Genomic DNA, 23,799 nt, shown 5'->3' on the forward strand with positions numbered 1-23,799 from the left:
GGGAGGATTTAACTGATGGAACAGCAAATGGTGGAGCAGGAAAGCGGTCTGAGAGCGGACGGGGCTTCCGGTCAAGGCGGCCGAGCGGCCGCAAGGTGGCAGATGCATCGCGTCGGGATTTTGAATTTCTGGTATTACGATGAAGAGGAATTTCAACTCGAGGAAGGCCGGCTGATCTTGCGCGGCGCCAACGGGTCGGGCAAGTCGGTTACAATGCAAAGCTTCCTGCCGCTCGTGCTGGATGGCGACAAGCGGGCGCACCGGCTTGACCCGTTCGGTTCGCGGGACCGCCGCATCGAGTATTATTTGCTTGGCGAGGAGGACGGCGGTAAGACGGATACGACGGGCTACTTATGGATGGAATTCAAGCATGGTGCGACCGGAGCGTACAGAACGGTAGGCATCGGGCTGCGGGCGAGAAGAAACGCGGCCCAGGTGCAGTTCTGGGGGTTTTTGCTGGAGGATGGGCGGCGCATCGGGCGTGACTTCTGGCTTTACGACCGTAATGGATGGCTGGAGGACGGCGTACGCATTCCTCTCGACCGCAAGGAACTGGAAGCGAAGGTGGGAACGGGCGGCCAGGTCGTTTTGGATCAGAAATCGTATCAGGATATGGTGAACAAGCATATTTTCGGGTTCGCGGATACGGATGCTTATCAGGACTTGCTCCAACTCATGATTCAGTTGCGGAGTCCAAAGCTGTCCAAGGACTTCAAGCCGTCGGCGATCTATGAGATTCTCCATCAGGCGCTGCCGCCGTTGATGGAGGAGGAGCTGCGGCCGTTGTCAGAGGTGCTGGAGGACATGGACCAAATGACCGACCGGCTGGACGAACTGAAGCGGCATCGCGCCGAGATGGTGAAGCTGCAGGAGCGGTACGATTTTTACAACAAGCATGTGTTGTATACGAAATCTGAGGACATGTTGGAGGCCAAAGCTGCTTATGATGAAGTCGCTGCCAGAGTAAGAAGGTCCGAAGAGACGCTGGCGCAAGCGGAGGCGGAAAAGGCGGGGGCTGTGACAGAGCGCAGCGGCATCCAGAACCGGTTGCAGGAGATTGCCGTCGAGCGCGAATTGTTGGAGAAGCATGAAGCTATCGGCAAGCAACGGGAGTATGAGGCGGCCGCGGCGGCTTTGGCGGACACGGAAAAGCAGTTGGAACGCGCAAAGGAAAAAGCGGGCAAGGCCCGCATAAAGCAAGAGCAACTTGAGCGCGGGCTGCAGGAGGCCGAAGCCAAGCGGGACACCGCCGAACGGGAGCAACGGGAACTCCTGAACGAGTTGGAGGCGATTGCGGGCGACATGGAGTTTGCCGGGCATGTCGTATATCACCGGTATTGGACAGCGAACGTGCCGGTGGATGATCTGTGGAAAGAGGCGTGGCGAAAAGATCTGCGCACGCATCGCGATGCTGTGGAACGGGGCCTGGCCAAGGCGGCGGAGGAAAAAATGGCGGCTGCGCTGGTCAAGGAAAGCGAAATCGAGTTGGGTGAAGCGAGCCGAGCGCGGGATGAGGCGGAGCGCGAGCGCGGCGAGCGGGATAAGCGGTTTGCTGACAGCAAGGAGGCGTTTAAGGACGAGATTGTCGCCTGGCAAAGCGGGCTACGGCAACTGCCTTTTAATGAGGAGGCGCTGCGCGAGACGTTTGGGGCGCTACGCGAGTACGGATTGGAGCAGACCTCGCTGGAGCCGGTGCGGGGGCCGCTGCTGGACCGGTACGAAGCGGCCCGGGATCGTTTGGTGGCCCGCCGGCTCGATATGGAGAAGCAGCGGAGGGATTTGTTGGCGGAGCGCTCGAGCTTGCAGGAAGAGAAGCGCGGCTGGGAGCAAAGTCGGGAGCCGGAACCCGGGCGCAGCACAGCACGTGCGAAATTCCGCGAAGCTAATGCAGAGCGAGGCGGGGCGCCGCTCTTCGCTGCGTGCGATTTCCGGCCGCACGTAGGCGATGACACCAAGGCGCGGATCGAGGAAGCGCTGGAGCGTTCGGGGTTGCTTGATGCCTGGCTGTCCCCGGACGGCCGGGTGCAGGAGTGTGGCAATGACGATGAAGAAGCCTGGATCGTACCTCGTCCGCAGGAATTCGGCTATACGCTGGCGGACATGTTGGTTGCCGATCCACCAGAGGGAAGCGGGCTCACGGCCGCGGCGATCGATGCGGTACTGCGCAGCTTTTTGTGGGACGAGGAAGGCGGCCTACTGGATGACGGCGACTGGAGCGGCATGATCGCAGCCGACGGCTCTTACCGGCTTGGCCCGCTCGCCGGGAAGGCGGCGGTGAAGGAGCGGGCGGAGTATATCGGCAAGGAGACGCGCCGCCGTACCCGCATGATGGAAATTGCCCGGCTGGGCGAGGCGATCGCCAGATTGGACGCCGTGCTGCGAGAGCTGGACGAACGGCTTGCCGGTCAGGAGGCAGCGGAAAGGCAGTTGGCGGTAGAGCGTGAGCTTTTTCCCGGAGGGGCGGACCTGGCTGGAGCCCTGCGCGAACTACAGGCAGCGGATTATCGGCTGCAGGCTGCGGCCCGGCAGGAAGCGCAGGCCAATGAGCGGTTCAAGGCGAAGTCGGCGCAGTGGCGCGAACTGCAGCGAGAGTTGGTAGAGCTGACCGCGAACTGGACCCGGTTGAAACGCGAGCCGGATCTTGCGGCGGCGGTTAACGCCTTGCGCGATTATGAAGCGTCGCTTTCGGACCTGCATTCCGCCTGGCGGCAGTACAGGGACGCTCACGCGTCTTGGGAGCGGTTCAAGGATGAGTTGGACGCTTTGATCCTGGAACTGGAGGATGAAGAAGCACTGGCGGAAGAGCTCGGCGAGCGGCAGCGGGATCAGCGCGCTCAGGTGGATACGTTGCGGAGGCTGATCGAGGAGTTAGGGTTGGCCGATGTTGCGCGGAGGCTGGAGGAACTGAAGCGCGAGCAATCTGCGTTACTTGTCCGCGTCAAAGAACAGGAGCGGCTGCTCGATGCGGCCAAAGACAAGGCATCCCGGGCGGAAGCACAGCTGGTGCTGCTGCGGGAGCAGGCAGAAGTGCTGCACGTCGAGTTGGAACGAACGCTGGAGCAACTGCTAGCAGAGCTGCGCCAAGGTCTGGTTGACGAGTGGCGGAGCGTAGCGACTGAGGCGGATACAGCGAACGCGGCGAACTCGGGCGCAGCCACAACTCGGGCAGTTTTCCTGCAGGCCTCTGCCAAAGAAATTCTGCGGCAATACGAACCCTTGTTTACCGGGCGTAATGCCGAAAACATCGTTAACCGTTTGTTGGAGCAGTTTAATGCCGCGCGCATGCTGCTGACGGAGTATGTGCTGGAGACGGTTGCGGATGAAACAACCGGACGTTTGTTGCTGCTTTCCATGCGTAACCCCCGCCAGCCGCTGCCGCCGCAGGCGTTGCTGGAAGAACTCGAACAGCAGGAAGCGGAGCAAAGCGCTTTGTTAAGTGAGAAAGACCGCGAACTGTATGAGGAAATCATTCTCCGCAGTGTTGGCAAAGCGATCCGGCAGCGAATTCACCGTGCGGAGCAATGGGTGCGGGAAATGAACAAGCTAATGGAGGAGCGAGACACATCAAGCGGTCTTCGCTTGAAGCTTGAGTGGCAACCTAAAGTCGCGGCGGGGGAACAGCAACTCGATGTCTCCGACCTGGTCGAACTGTTGAAGCGGGATTCTCATAGGCTGCGCGAGGACGAAATCGACGCGATGATCGAGCATTTTCGTGGGCAAATCGTCAGCGCAAAACAGGCAGCCCAGGAGGAGCAGGAATCGCTGCGTCAACATCTCTACCAAGTGCTAGATTATCGCAACTGGTTCCAGTTTGAACTGAAATACAAAAAAGGTGAGCAGATTGGTTACCGTCCGCTCACCGATGCGCGCTTCAACGTGCTGAGCGGGGGCGAAAAGGCAATGGCCATGTATATTCCGCTGTTCGCCGCCACATGGTCGCGGTATTCCGACGCGAGAACCGACGCGCCGCGGCTTATTTCTCTTGACGAAGCGTTCGCGGGCGTGGATGAGGAGAACATGCGGGATATGTTCAAGCTGCTGACGGATATGGGCTTTGACTATATGATGACCTCCCAGGTGCTGTGGGGTTGCTACGATACGGTTCCAAAGCTGGCGATTTATGAGATTTACCGGCCGAAGGACGTCGATTTCGTTACCTTGTTCCGCTACCGTTGGAATGGCAAAATCAAGGAATATATAGAAAGCGGTGCAGAAGAATGAGCGGCGGGCGGATGAACGATCGTTCAGATCAGGCGGCCAAAGCCCGGGACTATTTTTCTCGTCCCGGGTTCAAGAGAATGCTCGAAGCCGTCTGGAAGCGATACGCCAGTCTGGAGAAGGCGGGCGGGCACGCCGTCATCAGTAGATCTACTGCAGCGGAATGCGAGGCGATCAATACCTTTTTTGGCTGGTACAAAAAACCGGGGGACGATATCCGAGTACCACTTGCGGATTTTGAACAGGAATTGCTGGAATCGGCATTTACCTTCACGATTACCGAACTTCATGAAGTCCTGACCGGCGAGCCGCTGCGAACCAAATCGGATCGGGAATTGCTGGCGATGCAGGAGTGGGGGAGGTTGTTTGAGACCCTGGAAGCCCAGTTTGCGGAGCAAGGAACGCCACTCCAGCCGGCTGTGGCGGAATGGTTAAGTGGTTTGCGCCACGGCCGTGCAGCCGGTTACCGCACCTTGCGTGAGCTGTGGCGCGCTGCTCCCGAGACGGCGCAAAGAGAGCTGGCGAGTGCCACATGCGCGTGGAACCTGCTGCTTGCGGGGGATGCAACAGCAGGTTTGGGCGAGAACGGTAGCCCACCATCAGCTGTCCGCCTACCGGTGCTGGCCGCGCAAACTACCGGCGATCCGCATGCGCTGGACCGGAACGTCCCGGCAGGGCGGCTGCTGTTCCAGGCCTTACGCTCCAAGGAGCTTGGGAAGCAGTTTGCCGAAACGGATCAAACTGACCCATCAGATCCCGAGGCGATACCCGGCTTGTCATCCGGAGTGGATACCTTGGAGGCGCGGGAGATTTACCGCAGCGCGGGAATTTTTGATGACGACATATCTTCTCTCGTTCATATTTATTGCCCTTGGGACGGCGGTAACGGGCCATATGTTTTATCGTTAAGGCAAGTTGAGATAACCAGCGTGCTTTCTCCGATCACCGATTTTTATGTGGTAGAGAATCCAGCGGTATTTTCCACTTTGGTTGATTTGAATGAAGCCAATGAATCCGCCTATACTGCGGGACCGATGCTAGTTTGCACCAGTGGACCGGCAAGCGCAGCGGCATTGCGCCTGATCGATCGTTATTTGGAGGAAAACCTGGTTTCCGGCCACCTATATTACTCTGGTGATTTTGATGTTAAAGGGATTTCGATCGGAAATGTTCTGGCTTCCCGTTATGGGGACCGATTTACCGCCTGGCGTTTTAACCGGGAAAGTTACATGGAGGGGTGTGCCTTGGCGCTTCCCAATGGCGTAACCTTATCAACAGAAGAGCGGCTTCGTTTGGCTAAGATGCAGGCCATTTGGGATAACTCGCTGTGCAACACGATGCGCGATGTAGGACGTAAGCTATTTCAAGAGCAAATAATCGTAAATTTGATCAATGATTGGCGAAAAGCGGTCATAGGAGGGGAGATCGGCGGCCGTTTGCATTCCAAATGAAGTGCGCAATATCATGCAACGGATGTACAGAATTAAGCTGGACATTTATGAGCGATATGACGTTAAAGTGAAAGCTGTAAATGTATTCTTCTTAAGACCGGTGCTGTGGTTCTGTCTAGGAGCTGCCTCGTGCTGGTCTTATTTTTGTTTTCTGTTCTTTATTCCCATTTCTCGCGCCAACCCTGCATTCCTGTCCATATCGAGCACAAAGGACGTTCTCATTTCGGCACCGATCCCGTATGCTTAAAGTAACTTTGGTGTGGACAAGGACGGAAAGGAAGGTGATCTGCTTGGGGAAGAACAAGATCAATCTGCTGACCAAGCTGTTGATTTCCTATTGGCTTGTGCTGCTGTTTCCGGTGCTGATCATTTTGTTCTATTATTATCCGCAGTCGGCGACGGCGGTGAGAGCGAAGGAAATGGATTGGAACGCTCATATCACGGAGCAGTTCATGACGTCGATGGACACGTTCACGCGATATGTGTACAATCTGCCGTTCGAGCTGGCGCAGAATCGGGAGTTCCGGCTGTACCAGGCGGAGGAGAGCGATTACCAGCGGGTGCTAATTGCGAATGAAATGAAAAAATACAACGCCACCGATGCCTTCATTTACAACACCCTGCTCTATGTGCGAAACATCGGCATGTTATTCTCCAAAACTGGAAGCGCATACAGTTTGGAGGATATGGCCACTCCCGGGATCGGCTTCACCTATGAGGATTGGCAACCCGCCTATATGAAGGAGACGTTGAACACGTTGGACGCGCCTCTCGTCCGGCCGGTGGAGGAGATCGTCATTCCCGGCAACAACCGGGTGCGGATGCTGACCTTTCTGCAGCCGTTGCCGGTCGGCGGGTCCCATTCCCCCGGCGTGGTGATGATCCTGGTCCGGGAGGATACGATTCTCCGCATGATGCGATCGGTGTCCGAGCACTATCTCGGAGACTTTTTTATCCTCGATGGGCAGGGCCAGCCGTTGGTCGCTTCAAACGGTTCGCTGTACCGGAGCTCGGACGATCTGCCGAGTCTGGTGGAGCGAATGGAGCGGGAGAACGGCGGCGATCCCGTCTCCGGCATCCACCAAATCAACGGCACAACGTATATCGTCTCCTATGCGGTTTCGGACAAAAACGGCTGGAAATACGTCAGCCTGCTTCCGCTAACGGAATCGCTGCAGGATTTGCGCGCGATCCAGTTGAAAACCGCGCTGCTGGTCGGCTTCATCCTCCTGCTGGAGGTTATCGTGATTTACGTCTCGATCCGCAACAATTACCACCCGATCAAACGGCTGGTGGAGTTTGCCACCGGCTTGTTCGAGCCGCAGGAGCAAAAGCCGATGAACGAGCTCGAGACGCTCCGCTATACGCTTAGCGGCTTATCCGCCGCCAACAGCCGGCTGGACGAGGAAGTGAAGGGGACGCTTCCCTTGATGCGGGACAACCTGCTGCTCGAGCTGGTGAACGGACACTTCCTCGCTTGGGAGCCGTTCGCGAAGAAGGCGGCAAAGGTTGGGATCGGCCTGGACGGGCCGCTCCTTACGGTGGCCGTTATTTCCTGCGAAGCCGGGACGGAAGCGGCGGAGCGGATCTGGGGCGCTTGCCGAAGCGAAGAAGAGCGGTTTCCCGCAGGCGTGAAGGGGTATTTTTTCAAAAGCATCTATCACCACGAAATCGTGCTGGTCTGCGCCCATGGCGCGAATTTTGCACTCAAAGCGCATTTGGCGCGGCTGAAGGAGGAACTTCAGCGGCAGGCGGGCGACGGCGTCGGAGGAGGCCGGGCCATTATCGGCATCGGTCGTCCTGGCGAAGGGCGGAATCCCCAGGCCGCGCATGTTTCCTATTTGCAAGCGCAGCGCACAGCGGAGCAACTGAGGCTTCGCGGCGACAGCGCCTTGCTATGCTACGACGAGTTCGAAACGCCGTCAGCCGGGACGGTATCCTATTTCGCCGAGCTGCTGCAATCCCTGGAGCTGGCTATTCTGAAAAACGAAGCTGCCCAGGTGGAATCCCTGATTGAACGGCTCGCCGGTTACCTTAGCGGCAACGGGATGTCGCCGCACATGCTGCGCAGCGTGTACTTGAACACGGCCAGCGTGATCTTCAACGGGCTTCAGCGGTTCCGTCAGGACGACCAGAGTCTGCTGCGCCTGACCGACGCCGCGTTTGGGCCCCGCTACACGCTGGAGCAAATGGCCGGAATCTTGCGGGAGAGCGGGGACAAGCTGTGCGAGATGATCCGTGAGACGGTGCCCCAAAGCCGTATGGCTTCCCGGGAGGAATTGCTCGCAGCACTTGAAGAGATGGGCACGGACCCGAATTGTTCCCTGCAGCTAATGGCTGACTATTTCAGCATGTCGGCGTCTAACTTTAGCCATTATTTCAAGAAAACGGTAGGCCAGAACTTCAAGGAGACGCTCGACCGGCTGCGCATCCGGCAAGCTGCACGTTTATTACGGGAAAGCGAAGAGACCCTGGAGGCAATTGCTGCCCAGTGCGGATATACCAACCTCTCCAGCTTTATCCGCTCCTTCAAGAAGATTCTGGGCACCACCCCTGGCCAATATCGGCAAACCCACAAAGGCTAAGCATTCGTATCTATTTCTTTTTGAACTGGAGCCAGATCGGCGTTTTTTGAATATTTACAAAATTTGAATCGGGTTGAAAAGCCCGGTCCCGCAGTCTGGCTGATGACCCTAAAGTAATCGCTTTCAAAAAATGAAAATTGGTCCAAAACCGCCCGTTTACGCAGCTTGGCATTGCCCGTTAAAGTCTATGGTGCCTGGATTGGCCAGGCAAGGCAAAGACGGCGGCAGCCATCGTAGACGGAATCCGCGAAGAAATGTGAACGCTTTCGTACACGGCCGCCGCTCAAATCTAATTTGGGGGGAAAGGGAATGCGAAAAAAAGTAACCGTTTTCATGTCATCCGTGTTGGTCGTGGTGATGCTGCTGGCCGGATGCGGCTCGGGAGGAGGCAATGCCGGCAATACCTCGAGTTCGCCGGATGGCGCAGCCGGTACGCCCGGGAACACCACCGGGGAGAAGGTGAAGCTGACGGCGATCATGACAAAGCACCCATTAACCAAGCCGCTCGCCGAAATGGAGTGGCTGCAACAGGTGGAGGACAAGGCCGGCGTGGACATTGAATGGCAGGAGATCACGGCGGATTGGGGGCAGAAGAAAGGAACGATGCTGGCGAGCGGGGATATCCCAGATCTGTTCATCGGGCCGAACGTAATCACCGACGCGGATTTCGCTCAGTTCCAGGGGTTGTTCCAAGACCTGTCCACGATGCTGGATCAGGCCCCGAACGTGCAGGCCATGTTCGAGGCCAAGCCGGAGACCCGGCTGATCGCTACTCAACCCGACGGCAAAATCTACGGTTTGCCGAAGTACCAGCGGTTTTGGCCGGCCGCGTCCACCAGACAATACATCAACCAGAAGTGGCTGGATCATCTGGGGCTTCAGATGCCGACGAACTGGGATGAGCTGTATGACGTGCTTGTGGCGTTCAAGGAGAAGGACGCGAACGGAAACGGCGACCCGAACGACGAAATCCCGATGGATTGGCCGGGTGGGATTGGCGGCTACTTCAACCCGGCCGTACTGCTTGGCAGCACGGGGATGACCTTGTCCGACGGGAACGCGGAAGGCTACTTCGTCGAGGACGGTCAGGTGAAGAATTACCTGATCGATGACCGGTATAAACAGATGGTTGCCTTCCTGAGCAAGCTGTACAAGGCCGGGTTAATCAACCGGGAAGTGTTCACTCACGATTACACGAAATACCAATCCGTCGCCCGCGGGGAAGGAGATACGGCCAAGGTCGGCTTTACCTGGGGCTGGGTGGCGTCGGACCGATTCGGTGAGCAACTCGCTCCGCAATACACGTCCATGGCCCCGCTGAAAGTATCGGCCGCGGACACCGTAAAGCCCTCCTGGATGTACGATTACTACAACCTGAACTACGGCGTGAACCACATCGTCATGTCGGCCAAAGCGAAAAACAAGGAAGCCGCCATGCGCTTCATCAACGAGCTGTACGACCCCAAGGTCGGCATCCAGGTGTTGTTCGGCTCGATCGGCCCGAATATCCAGGACAACGGGGATGGTTCGTATAGCGTACTGCCGCCGGCCGATGCCAAGATGGACCCGGGTACGTGGAAATGGACGTCGACCATGGCGGACAACGGCGCTTTTTATATCTCGGACGATATGAAGCTGACCCTTGGCAAAGATATGCAAGAGGTGCTTGGCCAATCGGAACCGCTCAAGGAAGCGCTGCAGGTGGACCAGGAGAACGATATTTTCCCGGCGATGTTTATCAAATACTCTACGATGGACAACAACACGTTAAGCCTCAATAATACCAACATCATGAACCTCGCCAACGCTAATTTTGCCAAGTGGGTCACCAAAGGCGGCGTCGAGGCGGAATGGGACGCGTACGTGAAGGAAGCCCAGAAGGCCGGGATCACGCAGAATCTGGAGATCATGCAGAAATACTACGAGGAATACAAGAGCAAAAAGTAAGGGGGCCGAGTTGCATGCAGGTTCGCAAAGGGCTGCAGGCCCTCGTACGCGATTATCAATTATGGATCATGATCCTGCCCGCGATCGCCGTTATCCTCATCTTTAACTATATCCCGATGTACGGAATCCAGCTCGCTTTCCGCGACTACGATTTCAGCAAAGGGCTGACCGGGGGCGAGTGGCGGGGACTGGCCTACTTTCAGCAGTTTATCGACAGCTATCTGTTCACCGACCTGATGCGGAACACGTTTCTGATTAGCCTGGCGAGCATCGTGCTCGGCTTCCCGGCTCCGATCGTACTGGCGCTCATTTTGAACCAGATCCGGCGCAAAAAAATGAAGCAGCTCATGCAAACGACGGTGTATCTGCCGCATTTTATCTCGGTGATCGTGCTGGTCGGCATGCTGAATGTGCTGCTGTCCCCCGAAACCGGGGTGGTCGGCTATATGTTCAAATATCTGGGGCTCGGACATATTAATCTGCTGGCATCCACCGAGACTTTCATCCCGGTTTATGTGCTTTCGGACATTTGGCAGCACTGCGGCTGGAACAGTATCATTTACCTGGCTGCCTTGTCTACGGTCGATCCCCAGCTCTACGACGCGGCCAAAATCGACGGCGCCACCCGGTGGCAGACAGTTCGCTTTGTTGACTTGCCGGCGCTCGTGCCAACGATCATCATTTTATTCATTCTCAGCATGGGGAACATTCTCAGCACCGGATTTGAGAAGATTTTCCTGATGCAAAACGCGCTCAACCTCCCAGTTTCAGAAGTCATTGCCACCTACGTGTACAAAATCGGGATCGTGTCCAACCAGTTCAGCCTAGCTTCGGCCATCGGCTTGTTCAATACGCTGATTAACTTCGTGTTCCTGTTTGCCATGAACGCGATTTCGAAACGGGCCTCCCATAACAGCCTGTTCTAAAATCGGAAGGAAAGGAGGAGACGACAGGCATGGGCCAAATCGGAACGCAAATCGGGGGCAAGGGGCCTGCGGTGAGAACTGCCGGAGCGCGGTCGGGCGGCGGGGAGTTGGTGTTTAAAATCGTGCTCGGACTGGTCTGTACCGTCATTTTTCTGTTGATTGCTTATCCGCTGTATTTCATCGTCATCGCTTCGTTCAGCGACTCGACGCTCGTCTCGACGGGCAAGGTACTGTTCTTACCGAAAAACGTCAGCTTATTCGGCTACCGCGAGATTTTTCAGGACGGGCGAATTTGGACGGGGTACCGGAACACGCTGTTTTACACCTTTTTCGGCACGCTGGTCAACCTTCTGTTCACGCTGCCGGCAGCTTACGTGCTGTCCCGCAAGGAATTCAAGGCGAGACGGGTGATCATGTTCCTGTTCGTGGTCACGATGTTCTTCAATGGGGGACTGATCCCGACGTACCTGCTGATGAAAGACCTGCATCTGACCAATACGGTCTGGGTATTCATCGTGCCGTTTTGTGTGAACGTGTTCTACCTGATCATCGCGCGCACGTTCTTCGAAACCTCGTTGCCGCAGGAACTGCACGAGGCGGCAGTGATGGACGGGTGCTCGCATTTCACCTTTTTCGTGAAAGTGGCGCTGCCGCTGTCGAAGGCGCTGGTGTCCGTGATCGGCTTGTATTACCTCGTCGGGCATTGGAACGACTTCTTCACCGCGCTGATCTACATCCGGGACAACGACCTTCAGCCGCTGCAAATGGTCCTGCGGGACATCCTGCTGTCCAACCAGGTGTTCGCGAACGGGGCCGGCACGGGCGGCGACGCCGGCGGTTACGCGCAAAGGTATGCCGACCAGATCAAATATGGCGTTATCATCGTGTCCACGCTGCCGATCCTCGTGATTTATCCGTTCATTCAAAAATACTTCGAAAAAGGCGTGATGATCGGTTCGATCAAGGGGTGAGCGGCGGGTTGCCGTGAGATTACGATTTGCAAGCCCGGGGGCGGAGGCCTTCCGGGCTTTTTTTGCATGAGCGTGCCGTAAGTAATAAAGGTAAAAAAGGGCCTTATTCGCTCCAAAGATAGAGTTTGGCTTGAAATAGCGGACATTTTTACCCTTATCTTTGAAAAATGGGCGGTGAAGAGGTGAGTTTGACGGGAGTTCAGGAAAATAAGGCCACAAAATTCCCTTATTCAACGCAAAAAGGGACCAAAAGGTGAAATAAGGCCATAAAAGTCCCTTATTTCCGCCTGGGGTGACAATGTGCATGATTATGATGATTTTAATAAACTTCGCCATCTCCATTAATCCAGCGTAAACAGTCAAAACCTATACTCTTCTTGGGTCGAAATCAACAGAAATACATAGCGAACCCACAATAATCCACAGGGAGTGCATAGAAACCATGAAATTCGGATTAAAGAGGCAGTTAGCGCTGGGTCTGGTTTTATCCTTGTTTGTATTGATGCTGGCCGCTTGTGGTGCAGGGGGCAACGGAGGCAACGGGAGTAACGCAACTGCAACGGATACAAGCGGGGCGGCGCAGGCGGAAGAGCTCTCGCTGGCCGATCTGGAAGCGAGGGCCAAAGAAGAAGGTTCCGTCGTGAGCGTTGGCATGCCGGACACATGGGCGAACTGGAAAGATACGTGGTCGGATCTGAAAACGAAGTATTCGTTGGATCACATGGATACGGATATGTCGAGCGCCGAAGAGATCGCCAAATTCGAAGCGGAGAAGGATAAGCCGACCGCGGACATCGGTGACGTCGGTATCGCATTTGGTCCGGTTGCGGTGGATAAGGGCGTAACTCAACCGTACAAAACCTCGTACTGGGACGAGATCCCGGATTGGGCCAAGGACAAGGACGGCCACTGGGTCGTAGGTTACCAAGGTTCCATCGCATTCTTCACGAACACGGACCTGGTCAAAAATCCGCCGCAAAGCTGGGAAGACCTGAAGAACGACGACTACAAAATCATTGTTGGCGATGTGACCAAAGCTGCGCAAGCGCAAATGGCCGTGCTGGCGGCCGCCATCGCCTACGGCGGGGACGAGACAAACATCGAGCCGGGGATTGCTTACTTCGAAGACTTGGCGAAAAAAGGCCGCTTGTCCAGTGCGGAAGCTTCGCTGGCCAACATCGAAAAGGGCGAAGTGCAAGTGACCCTGTTCTGGGACTTCAATGCCCTGAACTACCGCGATCAACTGGGCGGCGCGGACAAGTTTAACGTGGCGATTCCGAAGGAAGGCAGCGTGGTCAGCGGCTACGCCACGATCATCAACAAATACGCGCCGCATCCGAATGCCGCCAAGCTGACGCGGGAATACATCTTGAGCGATGCCGGCCAAATCAACCTGGCGAAGGGCTATGCCCGTCCGATCCGCGATAGCGTGCAGCTTCCGGAAGACGTTGCTGCCAAGCTGCTGCCGACTGAGGCCTATGCCAATGTGAAACCGGTCAGCGACTACAAGGCCTGGGAAGAGACGGCGAAGAAGCTGCCGCAGCTGTGGCAGGAGCGCGTGCTCGTTCATATGAACTAATCGGGCAAATCACGGGCCCGTGTTCAACCATTTGAAGGGGTGCGTCAAACGTCTTGGACGGGAGGCGCCCCTTTTTTTAACAAGGAGGGTGTGGCGTGAAGCGGAAAAATCGCCGGTATTTGCTTGGGCTCGTTCCTTTCGTCGTCATGGTGGCCCTGTTCCAGCTGGTGCCAATCGTGTCGATGATTACGGGAAGCGTCAGCCTGGAGGACGGCGCCGGAATGACGTTGGGGTATTACACCCGAATTTTTCAAAGCGAGTATTATCTCAAAGCGATTCAGAACAGCTTGCTGATTTCGGTCTTTTCAAGCGTGATCGGGATTGCCGTTGGATTGGCCTGCGCTTACGCGGTGACGCGATTTGCACCGAGGATGCGGGACCGTCTGATCATGGTGTCCAATATGACATCGAATTTCGCCGGCGTACCGCTCGCCTTCGCGTACATTATTCTGCTGGGGAGTAACGGGGTATTTACTTTGCTCTTTAAGCAGTGGGGCTGGGACGTGCTTGCCGGTTTTAACTTATACAGCTGGTCGGGGCTGGTGCTGGTGTATGTCTATTTCCAGGTTCCCCTGGCTTTATTGCTGCTGTACCCTTCGTTTTACGGCATTCGTGAGCAATGGAAAGAGGCGGCATCGCTGCTGGGCGCAAGTCCTTGGCAGTTTTGGAGAACGATCGGGATTCCGGTACTGCTGCCAGCCGTGTTCGGTACGCTGGGGATTTTATTCGCGAATGCCATGGGTGCTTACGCGACTGCTTATGCCCTCGTCGGAAGTAACTTCAACCTGCTCGCCGTACGGATTGGCAACCTGGTTTCCGGTGACGTTGTAACCGAGCCGCAGCTGGGGAATGCGCTGGCAGTAATCCTAGGCCTGTCGACGCTATTGGCGGTGTACCTGAACCACAAGATGACTCAGCGGCTGCACCGGTTCCAACCCGGCTCGGCGGAACAGAAGGCACGCAACCATCGGAAATGGCCAAAGCTGAAGTCGCCTGCGCTGAAGGAGGAATTGTGATGCAGACCCCAAGCAAAAAAGCAGGGTGGGCACCGAGAACCCTGATGCTGCTGCTCATGATTTACTTGCTGCTTCCCTTGCTGGCAACGATGATCTACGCGTTTGCGAAAGAGTGGCAAGCAACCCTTCTTCCGGAAAGCTGGACGCTGGAATGGTTTGGTGAGATGTTTCAGGATGCGCGTTTTCTGGATGCGTTATGGAAGTCGCTGTACCTCTGCGCGATCAGCATCGTGCTTAGCCTAGCCGTCATGCTGCCGGCAGTGTTCATTATCACCGTCTATTTGCCCCGGATGGAGAGCTTCATGAAGGGAATTGTCGTGCTTCCTTATGCTGTTCCCGGCGTCGTTGCCGCAGTGGGGCTGATCCGAGCGTATTCCTCCGGCCCGATGAATATTTCGGGGACCGCTTATATTTTGATCGGCGCGTATTTCGTCATCGTCCTGCCTTATATGTATCAGGGTATCCGCAACAGCCTGCTCACCGTATCGGCACCAGAGCTGCTGAATGCCGCGGAGATGCTGGGCGCCGGCCGCATAAAGGCGTTTGTGACCGTGATTTTGCCAAACATCTGGCCGGGGGTGGTGACGTCGACGCTGCTGTCTTTTTCCGTCCTCTTTGGGGAGTTTGTCATGACGAACATGCTGGTGGGCGGTCATATTCAGACGATCCAGGTGTATTTGTCGCGGCGGATGAATGAAAGCGGGCATTTGGCCAGCGCGATTGCGATTTCGTATTTTTTGTTTATTCTGGCGTTGTCCATGGTCTTGATGAAGCTCGGCAAACAAGTAAACAGGGGGATTTCGGAATGAAGCCATATCTGAAGCTGGAAGGGATCCGTAAGCAGTTCGGATCGGCGGCGGTGCTGAATCGTGTGAATTTAGATATCCGCGAAGGGGAGCTGGTTACGCTGCTCGGGCCTTCGGGTTGCGGAAAAAGCACGCTCTTGCGCTGCATCGCCGGCCTGACGGAGATCGACGAAGGGCAGATCTGGCTGGACGATAAGGACATCGTCAACCTGCCTCCCCGCAGTCGGGAGATCGGCATGGTGTTCCAATCGTACGCCTTGTTCCCGAATTTGACGGTCCGCGAAAATATCGAATACGGCATGCGAATGCGCGGCATGGCCAAGGAAGCACGCCGCCAGAGATCCAGCGAACTGCTCGAGCTCATCGATTTGACCGATAAGCGGGACGCTTATCCCGCACAGCTGTCGGGGGGACAGCAGCAGCGCGTAGCGCTCGCCCGTTCCCTGGCCGTCCGTCCGAAGGTGCTGCTGTTGGATGAGCCGCTCAGCGCGCTTGATGCGAAAATTCGCAAAAATCTGCGCACAGAAATCCGCGAGATTCAGAAGCAATTCAACATGACCACGATCTTCGTCACGCACGATCAGGAAGAAGCGTTAACCTTGTCCGACCGGGTCTGCCTGATGAACCAGGGGAATATCATACAGCAAGGGACCCCGGAGGAGTTGTACGCCAAGCCCGCAACGGAGTTCGTTGCGCGGTTCATGGGCAGCTATAACGTGCTGACGCGGGCCGAAGCGTTACGGCTATTCGGCACGGTGCCCGGCGATGCGGAGAGTTACGCCATCCGGCCGGAGGCGCTCTCGCTTATTGGACCGGAGCAAGCGGCTGACCCGGCCCATGCGGGCAAGCCCATCGTGGAGGGCAACGTTCACTCGGCATCGATCCTCGGCAACGTTATTCGTTACGCCATCGATGCCGCCGGCATCCGCCTGACGGTGGATGTGCTGAACGATGGACGCTCTCGGCGGTTCGAGGAGAACCGCCCTGTCACCCTCGTTATGGATCACGCGCAATTGCTGCAGCTAGAGAAGGAAGGGGCTTAGGCAAGTTGTCAATTTCATCTGAGGAGCGCAAGCGCGTCATTATGGAGCAGTTGAAGCAGGAGGGACAGGTGAAGGTCCCGGAGCTGTCGCATCGTTTTACCGTATCGGAGGAGACCGTGCGCCGCGATTTGATCCTGCTGGAGAAAGAAGGTTTGGCTAAAAGAGTCTACGGCGGTGCGGTCCTCCCCAAATTGACCAGCTACGAGCCGCCGTATTTGCAGCGCCAGAAGGACAAGGCGGAGGAGAAGGAGCGGATCGGCCGCGCTGCTGCCGAGCTGATCGAATCCGGGGACACCATCGCCATCGACATCGGGACGACAACGCTGGAGATGGCCAAGGCGATCGCCGGCCGGGAGCGGCTGACGATCCTGACGAACTCGCTGGCGGTGGCGTATCACCTGATGGAGTCGCTGAATGGCGGGAGGTTTTCCGGGAAGATTTTTGTGGTCGGCGGGGAATTAAATCCGGAGCAGCAGTCGTTATCGGGGACAATTGGCGAGCACATTCTGTCGCAATTCCGGGTCGACAAGGCGTTTATCTCCATTGGCGGAATATCCTTGGAGCGGGGGATCAGCGATTATGACGTCGATGAAACGGGCATGTCGCGCCGGATGATCGAGGCGGCATCCCGTACGATTGTGCTGGCTGATGCGTCAAAGCTGGGCAAGGAAGCATTCGTGGAGATCGCGCCGCTGAGCCAAGTACACGCCATTGTCAGCGACGTTGCCGCCCCGAAGGAATGGCTGCAGACGCTGCGCGGCCATCGCATTCAATGGATCGAGGCCACTAACTGAAGGGAGAGAGAGATGGATGTCATTCGCAAAGGCAGAAGCAGAAGCCAAGAAGCTCGTTGTGGTTGTGCTGGATGGATTAAGATATGATGCGGCCCGCAAGTATCTCGGGTATATGGAGCATCTTGTAGAGCAAGGGGAGGCGGCCTGCTATCAAGTGCAGTCGCAGCTGCCGAGCCTATCGCGCCCGCTCTATGAAGTGCTGCTGACCGGTACGCCGGTGGCCCGAAACGGCATTACGGCGAACCATATCAGCAGGCTAAGCCGGGAGCAAAGCGTGTTTCACCTTGCCATCACCGCGGGATTACGAACGGCTGCCGCCGCGTACCACTGGGTTAGCGAGCTGTACAACCGTGCGCCGTTTAACCCGGTGACCGACCGGCATCAGCATGACGAGAAGCAGCCGATACAGCACGGGATTTTTTATTTCGAGGATCACTATCCGGACAGCCATCTGTTCCTTGATGCGGAGCATTTGCGCACAACGTACGACCCCAACTTCCTGTATATCCATTCGATGAACATCGACGATATGGGGCATAAGCACGGCGGGGAAAGCAAGCAGTATGAGGGCGCCGTCCGGACGGTGGATGGGATTCTGGCTACGCTGGTACCGCTGTGGAGATCGCAAGGGTATGAGATTATCGTCACATCCGATCACGGGATGAACGCGATGGGGCAACACGGCGGCACTCAGCCGGAGGAGCGCAACGTTCCGCTGTATGTGTTTGGTGAGCTGCCGATTCCTTCGCCGAAGCTCCAGGGCGATCAGGGGCTGTCACAGCTCTACTTGGCTCCGCTGATGTGCCATTATCTAGGAATCGAGCCTTCCGAGGCCATGGTGAAATGGGAGTAGACAGGAGGAGTTTGCGGGTGAAGGTTGATATGCATTTTCATCTGGAGGAAGGTCCGTATTCCTTGCGCTGGCTTTCGCGTACACTGCAAGGGTTGGCGGCGACCGAGCCGGGGCCGGATCCGGCCTTGGGGCATCATACGATCGAATATGCCGAGGAAATGACAAAGCTGTTGTCCCGGCGGATGGAGAAGGGATGTTATAGCGAAGAGTGGTTGGATCGCTACTTGATCCGGGGACGCGAACGCGGAATTCAGGAGTTTGGCGTCGTTGATCATTTATACCGGTTCCGGGAGTGTCGGCCATATTACGAAAAACACATGCTGCTGGACGACAGCCGGGTTGGCAAGCTGCAACGGGCCTGGTTGGATCAGGTGTGCGTAGCTTCCATCCAGGATTTCGTTGACTTTGTGACGGAAGCGAAGAAGACGCGGCCCGATCTCGCGCTTGGCATCGAGGCGGATTTCTTCCCCGGCGGCGAAGTGGAGTTGGGCGAAATTTTGGCGGGTTATGATTGGGATTACGTGATTGGCTCGGTGCATTTCCTGGAAGGATGGGGGTTCGACAATCCGGAGGCCAAGACAGGCTTCGACGGCCGGGACCCCGTGCAAACGTACGCAGATTATTATGAATTGCTGCGGCAGGCCTGCGTCTCAGGGTTGTTTCACATCATCGCGCACCCGGATAACTTGAAGGTGTTTGGGTTCCGGCCGGCCGATGAGAAGAAGCTGCTGCCGTATTACCGGAGCATCGCCAAGGAAATGGCGCGAAGCGGCGTAGCTACGGAGATCAATACCGGTCTCGCATACCGCTATCCTATCGCGGAGAGTTGCCCAAGCCCATTGTTCCTGTCCGTATTAGCCCATTACGGGGTCCCGCTGACGTTATCCTCGGACGCTCATTTTCCGGACGATATCGGTACGCTGCTTGATACGGCCTTGGCCGATGCGATCGATCAGGGATACAAGGAGCTGGCAGTGTTTCGAGACGGGAAGCGGCGGATGGTGCCGATCTTCGCAAATCACACAGCGGCCAAGTAGGGGGCTTGCCAACCTCGCCTGCATAGAACCACGCTTTTCCGCGCAAGTTACCTAAAAAACAGGGAGGAGCGTGCATCATGCAGCAAGATTACGTATTCACGGATCTGGAAGGCCGGGAGTCGTTAGTTCAGGAGATTCGGAAGCTGGAAGAAAAAATCGAGCAGTCCATAGGAGAGAAGGTCAATCTGATCGCATATTCCGAGAAAAAAGAGCAGCCAAATCACTAGAACGCCATTTGCGAATTTGAGGATCGGTTGATCCCATGGTTCATGCGGTCTGCGATAACACTTGTACGGGATAACGCCCTTAGGGGCGTTTTTATTTTGCCCTGCCTTTGGTACCGCAATGAAACCAATCGGTTGGATCTGATGTATTATTAAGTAAGTGACCAACTGAAGGAGGGACGGGAAGTGGGGATGTTGTCGAGATTTAAAGATGTGATGCGGTCGAATCTTTCCGCCATGCTGGAGGGTTCGCAGGATCCGGCGGCGACGGTGGATGAATACCTGCGTCAATTACGGCTGGATTTAGGGCAGGTCAAGGCGGAGTCAGCTGCGGTTCAGGCGGCGGAAGACCGGGCGAATCGCGCGCTGGACGAATGCGCCGAGGAAGTCCGGAAGCTGCAGCGGTATGCGGAGAAGGCGGTGGAATCGGGCGATGAATCTGCCGCGCTAAAATTCCTGGAGCGGAAGGCGAAGCAGGCGGAACGGCTGCAGGAGCTGCAGACGGCCTATGAGCAAGCAGCGAATCAGGCCGCCCAGATGAAGCAGATGGAGGAGAGGCTGGTCTCCGATCTGCAGAAGCTGGAAGCGCGGCAAGCGACGCTTAAGAGCAAGCTGGCAGAGGCCGCTGCGTTGAACAAGGCCCAGGCTGCTGGGGGAACAGAAGCGGCGCTTCGCGAGCTGGAGGCGAAGGCCGATCAAGCGTTGAATGAAGCGATGGCTTTGGCGGAGCTTCGGGCGGGATCGCAGGAAGACGATCTGGACGCTATCTTCGCGGAGCTGGAGAAGAGCAATGCTGCGGGAGCGAAGCCGGAGGAAGCAACAGCATCGACTCCTGAAGATGAACTAGCGGCGCTCAAGGCGAAATTAAATAAATGAGCTACCTGAACTTGATTTTGGATGGATTGAGGTGAACGATTTGCCGGTCATTGAATACAAATGTCCGAGCTGCGGCAGCGGCATGACGTTTGACAGCACAACAGGTATGCTGTCCTGTCCAAGCTGCGGTCGCAAGGACAACATCGAGCAACTTCCCGACCCATTGAAGCAACAGGTGTTCACGGAGGACGAGGTTCGGGAATACCACTGCGAAAGCTGCGGGGCGGTCATCGTAACGGAGCCGGAAACCAGCGCAACGACGTGCAGCTTTTGCGGTTCCGCTGTGGTGCTTAGCGATCGCCTGACCGGGAAGCTGGCGCCGCAGCAGGTGATCCCTTTTGCGATCAGCAAGGAAGAAGCGATGGCGGCTTTCAAGAAATGGTGCCGAAAAGGGCTGCTTACGCCCCGCGGCTTCATGACCGCGAACCGCATCCAGGGGATTACCGGAATGTACGTGCCGTTCTGGCTGTACGATTTGCTGAACAATATCGATGTTCGCGGCCGAGGAACGAAGGTAAGAAGCTATCGCCGAGGCGATTATCAATATACCGAAACCGATCATTACGAGTTTTACCGGAGAATTCGGCTGAATTATGTCCGGCTGCCGATCGATGCCTCGGCGAAGATGGACGATGAGCTGATGGATAAGCTGGAGCCTTTTCCCTACGACCAATTAAAGACGTTTAAGACGCCATATCTTGCGGGATACATTGCTGAAAAATACAACTATACCAGCGAGCAGCTTACCCCGAGAGCTCGGGAAAAAACGATGCCTTATATCGAATCCTATATTTCTTCAACCGTTTCCGAATACACGACGGTAAGCTACGCGGACAAACAGATCGATACGACGGTCAAACGAGCGAATTATGTGCTGCTTCCGGTCTGGATGGTCTATTACAACTACAAGGGGAAGCAGTACACGTTTGCGATGAACGGCCAAACAGGCAAAGTGGTTGGAAAGCCGCCGCTTAGCAAAGGGAAAATGGCGGTATGGTTTGCCGGCGTTTCGGCTCTCTCTTTTGTTGGACTTAAAACATTGGCATGGCTGTGGGGAGGCGTATTCTAATGAACAAGCGATGGGTTGTGGTGTACTCGCTGCTGCTCTTGATCATGCTAAATATGCTGTCCCCGTTAACGGCTCAGGCGGAATCGCCGCTTGCGAATAAGCAACTGATTTATGACGAGGCTGAACTTCTCTCCCCGGGAGAACTTGAAGACCTAAACGCGTTGGCGAATGAATATGGGCCCCCAAGAGAGCTCGACATCATCATCTATACCACGGACAATCCGGAAGGCGAGGATGTGGTGGAGCTGACGGAGGATTTTTACGATGAACGGGCTCCGGGTTACGACAAAACACATGGCAACGCTGTGATATTGACGTTGGATATGTTGAACCGGGATCTATATCTGGCAGGGTTCTATAAAGGGGAGAAATACCTGGACGACAGCCGTTTGGACAAAATTCGCGACAAGATTACCCCGATGCTGTCCGCTGGCGATTATTACGGTGCGTTTGCAGAATACATATTGACGGTCAACCGGTACGCGCAGTTTCGGCCGGGGGTAAATCCGGATAACCCGCTGCTCAACACCGGCATTCAGCTTGTGATTGCACTGGTGATCGGGGCGGGGGTCGTCTTCATGATGGCGTTCCGAAGCGGCGGTCGGATCACGGTGAGCGGTCGTACCTATGAGGATTCGGCCAATTCTGGCGTCATTTGGCGACAAGACAATTATCTGCATACGACGGTAACGAAGACGAAGATTGAGAGCAGCAACAGCGGCGGCGGTGGCAGCAGTGGAGGTGGCGGCGGCGGTACAACCAGCGGCGGACACTCCCATAGCGGAAGCCGAGGATCATTTTAAAGGAAGGGGCAGGAAGAGCTGATGAGTTTTTTTAAGAGCCAATTTGCCAATGTCGTGGAGTGGGAAGAATTCCGGGACGACATGATTTTCTGGAAATGGAGCAACCGTGAAATTAAAAAAGGGAGTAAGCTGATCATCCGCTCGGGGCAGGACGCGATTTTTATGAATAACGGGAAAATCGAGGGGATTTTTAAGGAGGAAGGCGAATATAACATTGCCTCGGAGATCGTGCCGTTCCTGTCCACGCTGAAGGGGTTTAAGTTCGGCTTCAACAGCGGGATGCGGGTTGAGGTGTTGTTCGTCAATACGAAGGAGTTTACCGTCCGGTGGGGCACGCAAAATCCGGTGTTAATCCCTACGCCGCAGCTCCCCGGGGGGATGCCGATTCGTGCGAACGGCACGTTTAACTTCAAGGTCAACGACTATGTGACCTTAATCGATAAGATTGCAGGGGTCAAGCAAAGCTATTTGGTGGAGGACGTCAAGCTTCGGATCACCTCCGTGCTCGATCAACTGCTGATGAAGTGGATTAGCCGGGAAGGCAAAGATATGTTTAATCTGCAGGCTAACGCCGCGGAGATCGCACGAGGCATTCGGGAAGACCTCGATATGCAGGTCATGGACGACGGGTTGGCCATCACAGGCTTCCAGGTGATGAGCTTCAGTTATCCGAAGGAAATTCAGGAGATGATCACGAAGACGGCGTCGCATGAAATGATCGGCAATTTAGCGAAATACCAGCAGGTCAGCATGACGGACGGCATCGCCTCAGGCAAGGTGCAAGGCGGCGGGGCCGCTTCGGATATGGCGGGGATGATGATGGGGATGAACCTGGCCAAGGAAATGATGAAAAACCTGAATCCGGAACCGGGTCAGGGGAAAGATCATCCGCAGCCGCAGTCCCAGTCGCAAAACTCGGGGGCGAGCCAACCGTCGCAACCTGCAGCGCCTTCCGCCTCGGAAGCGGACTCTAAGCGGCCGAACTTCTGTCCCAACTGCGGGAATAAGAACGAAGGCGCGAACTTCTGTCCGAATTGCGGGCAGAAGCTGGTGTAGGCGCATACGAGAAAACCCGCCTAAGCATAAACGGCTCGGGCGGGTTTTTGGCTTCAAAGGAGTCACTTCTCCTCCAACGCTCTTTGCTTTAACAAATCACGGATTTCGGCCAGCAGCACCTCTTCTTTGGAAGGGGCGGGCGGCGCTTCGGACTTGGGCTCCTCTTTCTCTTTGCGTCTCAGTTTGTTGATACCCTTGACGAAGAGGAAGATGGAGAAGGAGACAATAAAGAAATCGATGACGGTTTGCAGGAAAGCTCCGTACTTCAACACCGTGTCTCCGTATTGAAACTGTAACTCTTTCAAGTTAATACCGCCTACCAGCAACCCGATAACCGGCATCAGCATGTCGTTGACCAGGGAAGTCACGATGTTTCCGAAGGCGGCACCGATAATGACCCCGATGGCTAGATCCAGCACGTTCCCTTTGAGCGCAAAGGCTTTGAATTCTTTCCACATGACGGAGTACCTCTCTTTTTGGCATATTATTAGCAGTATACCATAAGCGAACCGGTGCTAGTCCATAGGAGGAAAGGCAGGGTGTTC

19 protein-coding genes are annotated in these 23,799 nt (G+C 55.9%); 18 read left to right on the plus strand and 1 reads right to left on the minus strand.

The window, feature by feature from the left end; translation table 11 throughout:
• The first annotated feature begins 15 nt into the window (after positions 1-15).
• From PBA01S_RS06340 to PBA01S_RS06420, 18 genes are all read left to right on the plus strand, one after another.
• A complete protein-coding gene (locus tag PBA01S_RS06340) occupies positions 16-4,221 on the plus strand; it encodes a TIGR02680 family protein (protein ID WP_009223785.1) in 4,206 nt (1,401 codons plus the stop codon).
• A gap of 11 nt (positions 4,222-4,232) precedes the next feature.
• Entirely contained in the window at positions 4,233-5,669 is a 1,437-nt protein-coding gene (locus tag PBA01S_RS06345; RefSeq protein ID WP_164744097.1) for a TIGR02679 domain-containing protein, read from the plus strand.
• Between the two features lie 290 nt (positions 5,670-5,959).
• Positions 5,960-8,254: an AraC family transcriptional regulator gene (locus PBA01S_RS06350; protein ID WP_028538579.1), complete on the plus strand. Its 2,295-nt coding sequence runs from the start codon at positions 5,960-5,962 to the stop codon at positions 8,252-8,254.
• A gap of 309 nt (positions 8,255-8,563) precedes the next feature.
• Positions 8,564-10,201: an ABC transporter substrate-binding protein gene (locus PBA01S_RS06355; protein WP_028538578.1), complete on the plus strand. Its 1,638-nt coding sequence runs from the start codon at positions 8,564-8,566 to the stop codon at positions 10,199-10,201.
• Positions 10,202-10,215: 14 nt separating this feature from the next.
• Positions 10,216-11,127: an ABC transporter permease gene (locus PBA01S_RS06360; RefSeq protein WP_009223789.1), complete on the plus strand. Its 912-nt coding sequence runs from the start codon at positions 10,216-10,218 to the stop codon at positions 11,125-11,127.
• 29 nt (positions 11,128-11,156) lie between these two features.
• Positions 11,157-12,098, plus strand: a complete 942-nt coding sequence (locus PBA01S_RS06365; RefSeq protein ID WP_232228317.1) for a carbohydrate ABC transporter permease — start codon at positions 11,157-11,159, stop codon at positions 12,096-12,098.
• A 442-nt stretch (positions 12,099-12,540) separates the two neighbouring features.
• Positions 12,541-13,677, plus strand: coding sequence for an ABC transporter substrate-binding protein (locus PBA01S_RS06370; RefSeq protein WP_028538576.1), 1,137 nt, complete (start codon positions 12,541-12,543; stop codon positions 13,675-13,677).
• A 95-nt stretch (positions 13,678-13,772) separates the two neighbouring features.
• Positions 13,773-14,693 carry an ABC transporter permease gene (locus PBA01S_RS06375; protein ID WP_028538575.1) on the plus strand — a complete coding sequence of 307 codons (921 nt, stop codon included), beginning with the start codon at positions 13,773-13,775 and terminating at the stop codon, positions 14,691-14,693.
• Entirely contained in the window at positions 14,693-15,502 is an 810-nt protein-coding gene (locus PBA01S_RS06380; protein ID WP_028538574.1) for an ABC transporter permease, read from the plus strand. The genes PBA01S_RS06375 and PBA01S_RS06380 overlap by 1 nt, the downstream gene beginning before the upstream one ends.
• Positions 15,499-16,542 carry an ABC transporter ATP-binding protein gene (locus tag PBA01S_RS06385; protein WP_009223794.1) on the plus strand — a complete coding sequence of 348 codons (1,044 nt, stop codon included), beginning with the start codon at positions 15,499-15,501 and terminating at the stop codon, positions 16,540-16,542. Before PBA01S_RS06380 ends, PBA01S_RS06385 begins: the two co-directional genes overlap by 4 nt.
• A gap of 5 nt (positions 16,543-16,547) precedes the next feature.
• Positions 16,548-17,336, plus strand: a complete 789-nt coding sequence (locus tag PBA01S_RS06390; RefSeq protein WP_028538573.1) for a DeoR/GlpR family DNA-binding transcription regulator — start codon at positions 16,548-16,550, stop codon at positions 17,334-17,336.
• A 16-nt stretch (positions 17,337-17,352) separates the two neighbouring features.
• Positions 17,353-18,189, plus strand: a complete 837-nt coding sequence (locus PBA01S_RS06395; RefSeq protein ID WP_009223796.1) for an alkaline phosphatase family protein — start codon at positions 17,353-17,355, stop codon at positions 18,187-18,189.
• Between the two features lie 17 nt (positions 18,190-18,206).
• Complete coding sequence (locus PBA01S_RS06400; RefSeq protein WP_028538572.1) at positions 18,207-19,226, plus strand: PHP domain-containing protein; 1,020 nt, start codon at positions 18,207-18,209, stop codon at positions 19,224-19,226.
• A 77-nt stretch (positions 19,227-19,303) separates the two neighbouring features.
• Complete coding sequence (locus PBA01S_RS22695) at positions 19,304-19,453, plus strand: hypothetical protein (protein WP_009223798.1); 150 nt, start codon at positions 19,304-19,306, stop codon at positions 19,451-19,453.
• A gap of 183 nt (positions 19,454-19,636) precedes the next feature.
• On the plus strand, positions 19,637-20,326 hold the full coding sequence (locus tag PBA01S_RS06405) for a PspA/IM30 family protein (RefSeq protein ID WP_174844467.1): 690 nt from the start codon (positions 19,637-19,639) through the stop codon (positions 20,324-20,326).
• 40 nt (positions 20,327-20,366) lie between these two features.
• Complete coding sequence (locus PBA01S_RS06410) at positions 20,367-21,395, plus strand: TFIIB-type zinc ribbon-containing protein (protein WP_127575575.1); 1,029 nt, start codon at positions 20,367-20,369, stop codon at positions 21,393-21,395.
• Positions 21,395-22,198, plus strand: coding sequence for a TPM domain-containing protein (locus tag PBA01S_RS06415; protein WP_127575571.1), 804 nt, complete (start codon positions 21,395-21,397; stop codon positions 22,196-22,198). The genes PBA01S_RS06410 and PBA01S_RS06415 overlap by 1 nt, the downstream gene beginning before the upstream one ends.
• 21 nt (positions 22,199-22,219) lie before the next feature.
• Entirely contained in the window at positions 22,220-23,254 is a 1,035-nt protein-coding gene (locus PBA01S_RS06420; RefSeq protein WP_009223802.1) for an SPFH domain-containing protein, read from the plus strand.
• 62 nt (positions 23,255-23,316) lie between these two features.
• Here PBA01S_RS06420 and mscL read toward each other — a convergent pair whose 3' ends face one another.
• A complete protein-coding gene (gene mscL, locus PBA01S_RS06425) occupies positions 23,317-23,712 on the minus strand; it encodes a large conductance mechanosensitive channel protein MscL (RefSeq protein WP_009223803.1) in 396 nt (131 codons plus the stop codon).
• Positions 23,713-23,799 lie beyond the last annotated feature (87 nt).

It is taken from the genome of Paenibacillus barengoltzii NBRC 101215, assembly GCF_004000745.1.
Lineage (GTDB): Bacteria > Bacillota > Bacilli > Paenibacillales > Paenibacillaceae > Fontibacillus > Fontibacillus barengoltzii.

Bases quoted from the DNA above. Each gene is read 5' to 3' on its own strand.
- PBA01S_RS06340 (WP_009223785.1), top strand. From the start codon at position 16: ATGGAACAGCAAATGGTGGAGCAGGAAAGCGGTCTGAGAGCGGACGGG.
- PBA01S_RS06345 (WP_164744097.1), top strand. From the start codon at position 4,233: ATGAACGATCGTTCAGATCAGGCGGCCAAAGCCCGGGACTATTTTTCT.
- PBA01S_RS06355 (WP_028538578.1), top strand. From the start codon at position 8,564: ATGCGAAAAAAAGTAACCGTTTTCATGTCATCCGTGTTGGTCGTGGTG.
- PBA01S_RS06360 (WP_009223789.1), top strand. From the start codon at position 10,216: ATGCAGGTTCGCAAAGGGCTGCAGGCCCTCGTACGCGATTATCAATTA.
- PBA01S_RS06365 (WP_232228317.1), top strand. From the start codon at position 11,157: ATGGGCCAAATCGGAACGCAAATCGGGGGCAAGGGGCCTGCGGTGAGA.
- PBA01S_RS06370 (WP_028538576.1), top strand. From the start codon at position 12,541: ATGAAATTCGGATTAAAGAGGCAGTTAGCGCTGGGTCTGGTTTTATCC.
- PBA01S_RS06380 (WP_028538574.1), top strand. From the start codon at position 14,693: ATGCAGACCCCAAGCAAAAAAGCAGGGTGGGCACCGAGAACCCTGATG.
- PBA01S_RS06385 (WP_009223794.1), top strand. From the start codon at position 15,499: ATGAAGCCATATCTGAAGCTGGAAGGGATCCGTAAGCAGTTCGGATCG.
- PBA01S_RS06395 (WP_009223796.1), top strand. From the start codon at position 17,353: ATGTCATTCGCAAAGGCAGAAGCAGAAGCCAAGAAGCTCGTTGTGGTT.
- PBA01S_RS22695 (WP_009223798.1), top strand. From the start codon at position 19,304: ATGCAGCAAGATTACGTATTCACGGATCTGGAAGGCCGGGAGTCGTTA.
- PBA01S_RS06415 (WP_127575571.1), top strand. From the start codon at position 21,395: ATGAACAAGCGATGGGTTGTGGTGTACTCGCTGCTGCTCTTGATCATG.
- PBA01S_RS06420 (WP_009223802.1), top strand. From the start codon at position 22,220: ATGAGTTTTTTTAAGAGCCAATTTGCCAATGTCGTGGAGTGGGAAGAA.
- mscL (WP_009223803.1), bottom strand. From the start codon at position 23,712: ATGTGGAAAGAATTCAAAGCCTTTGCGCTCAAAGGGAACGTGCTGGAT.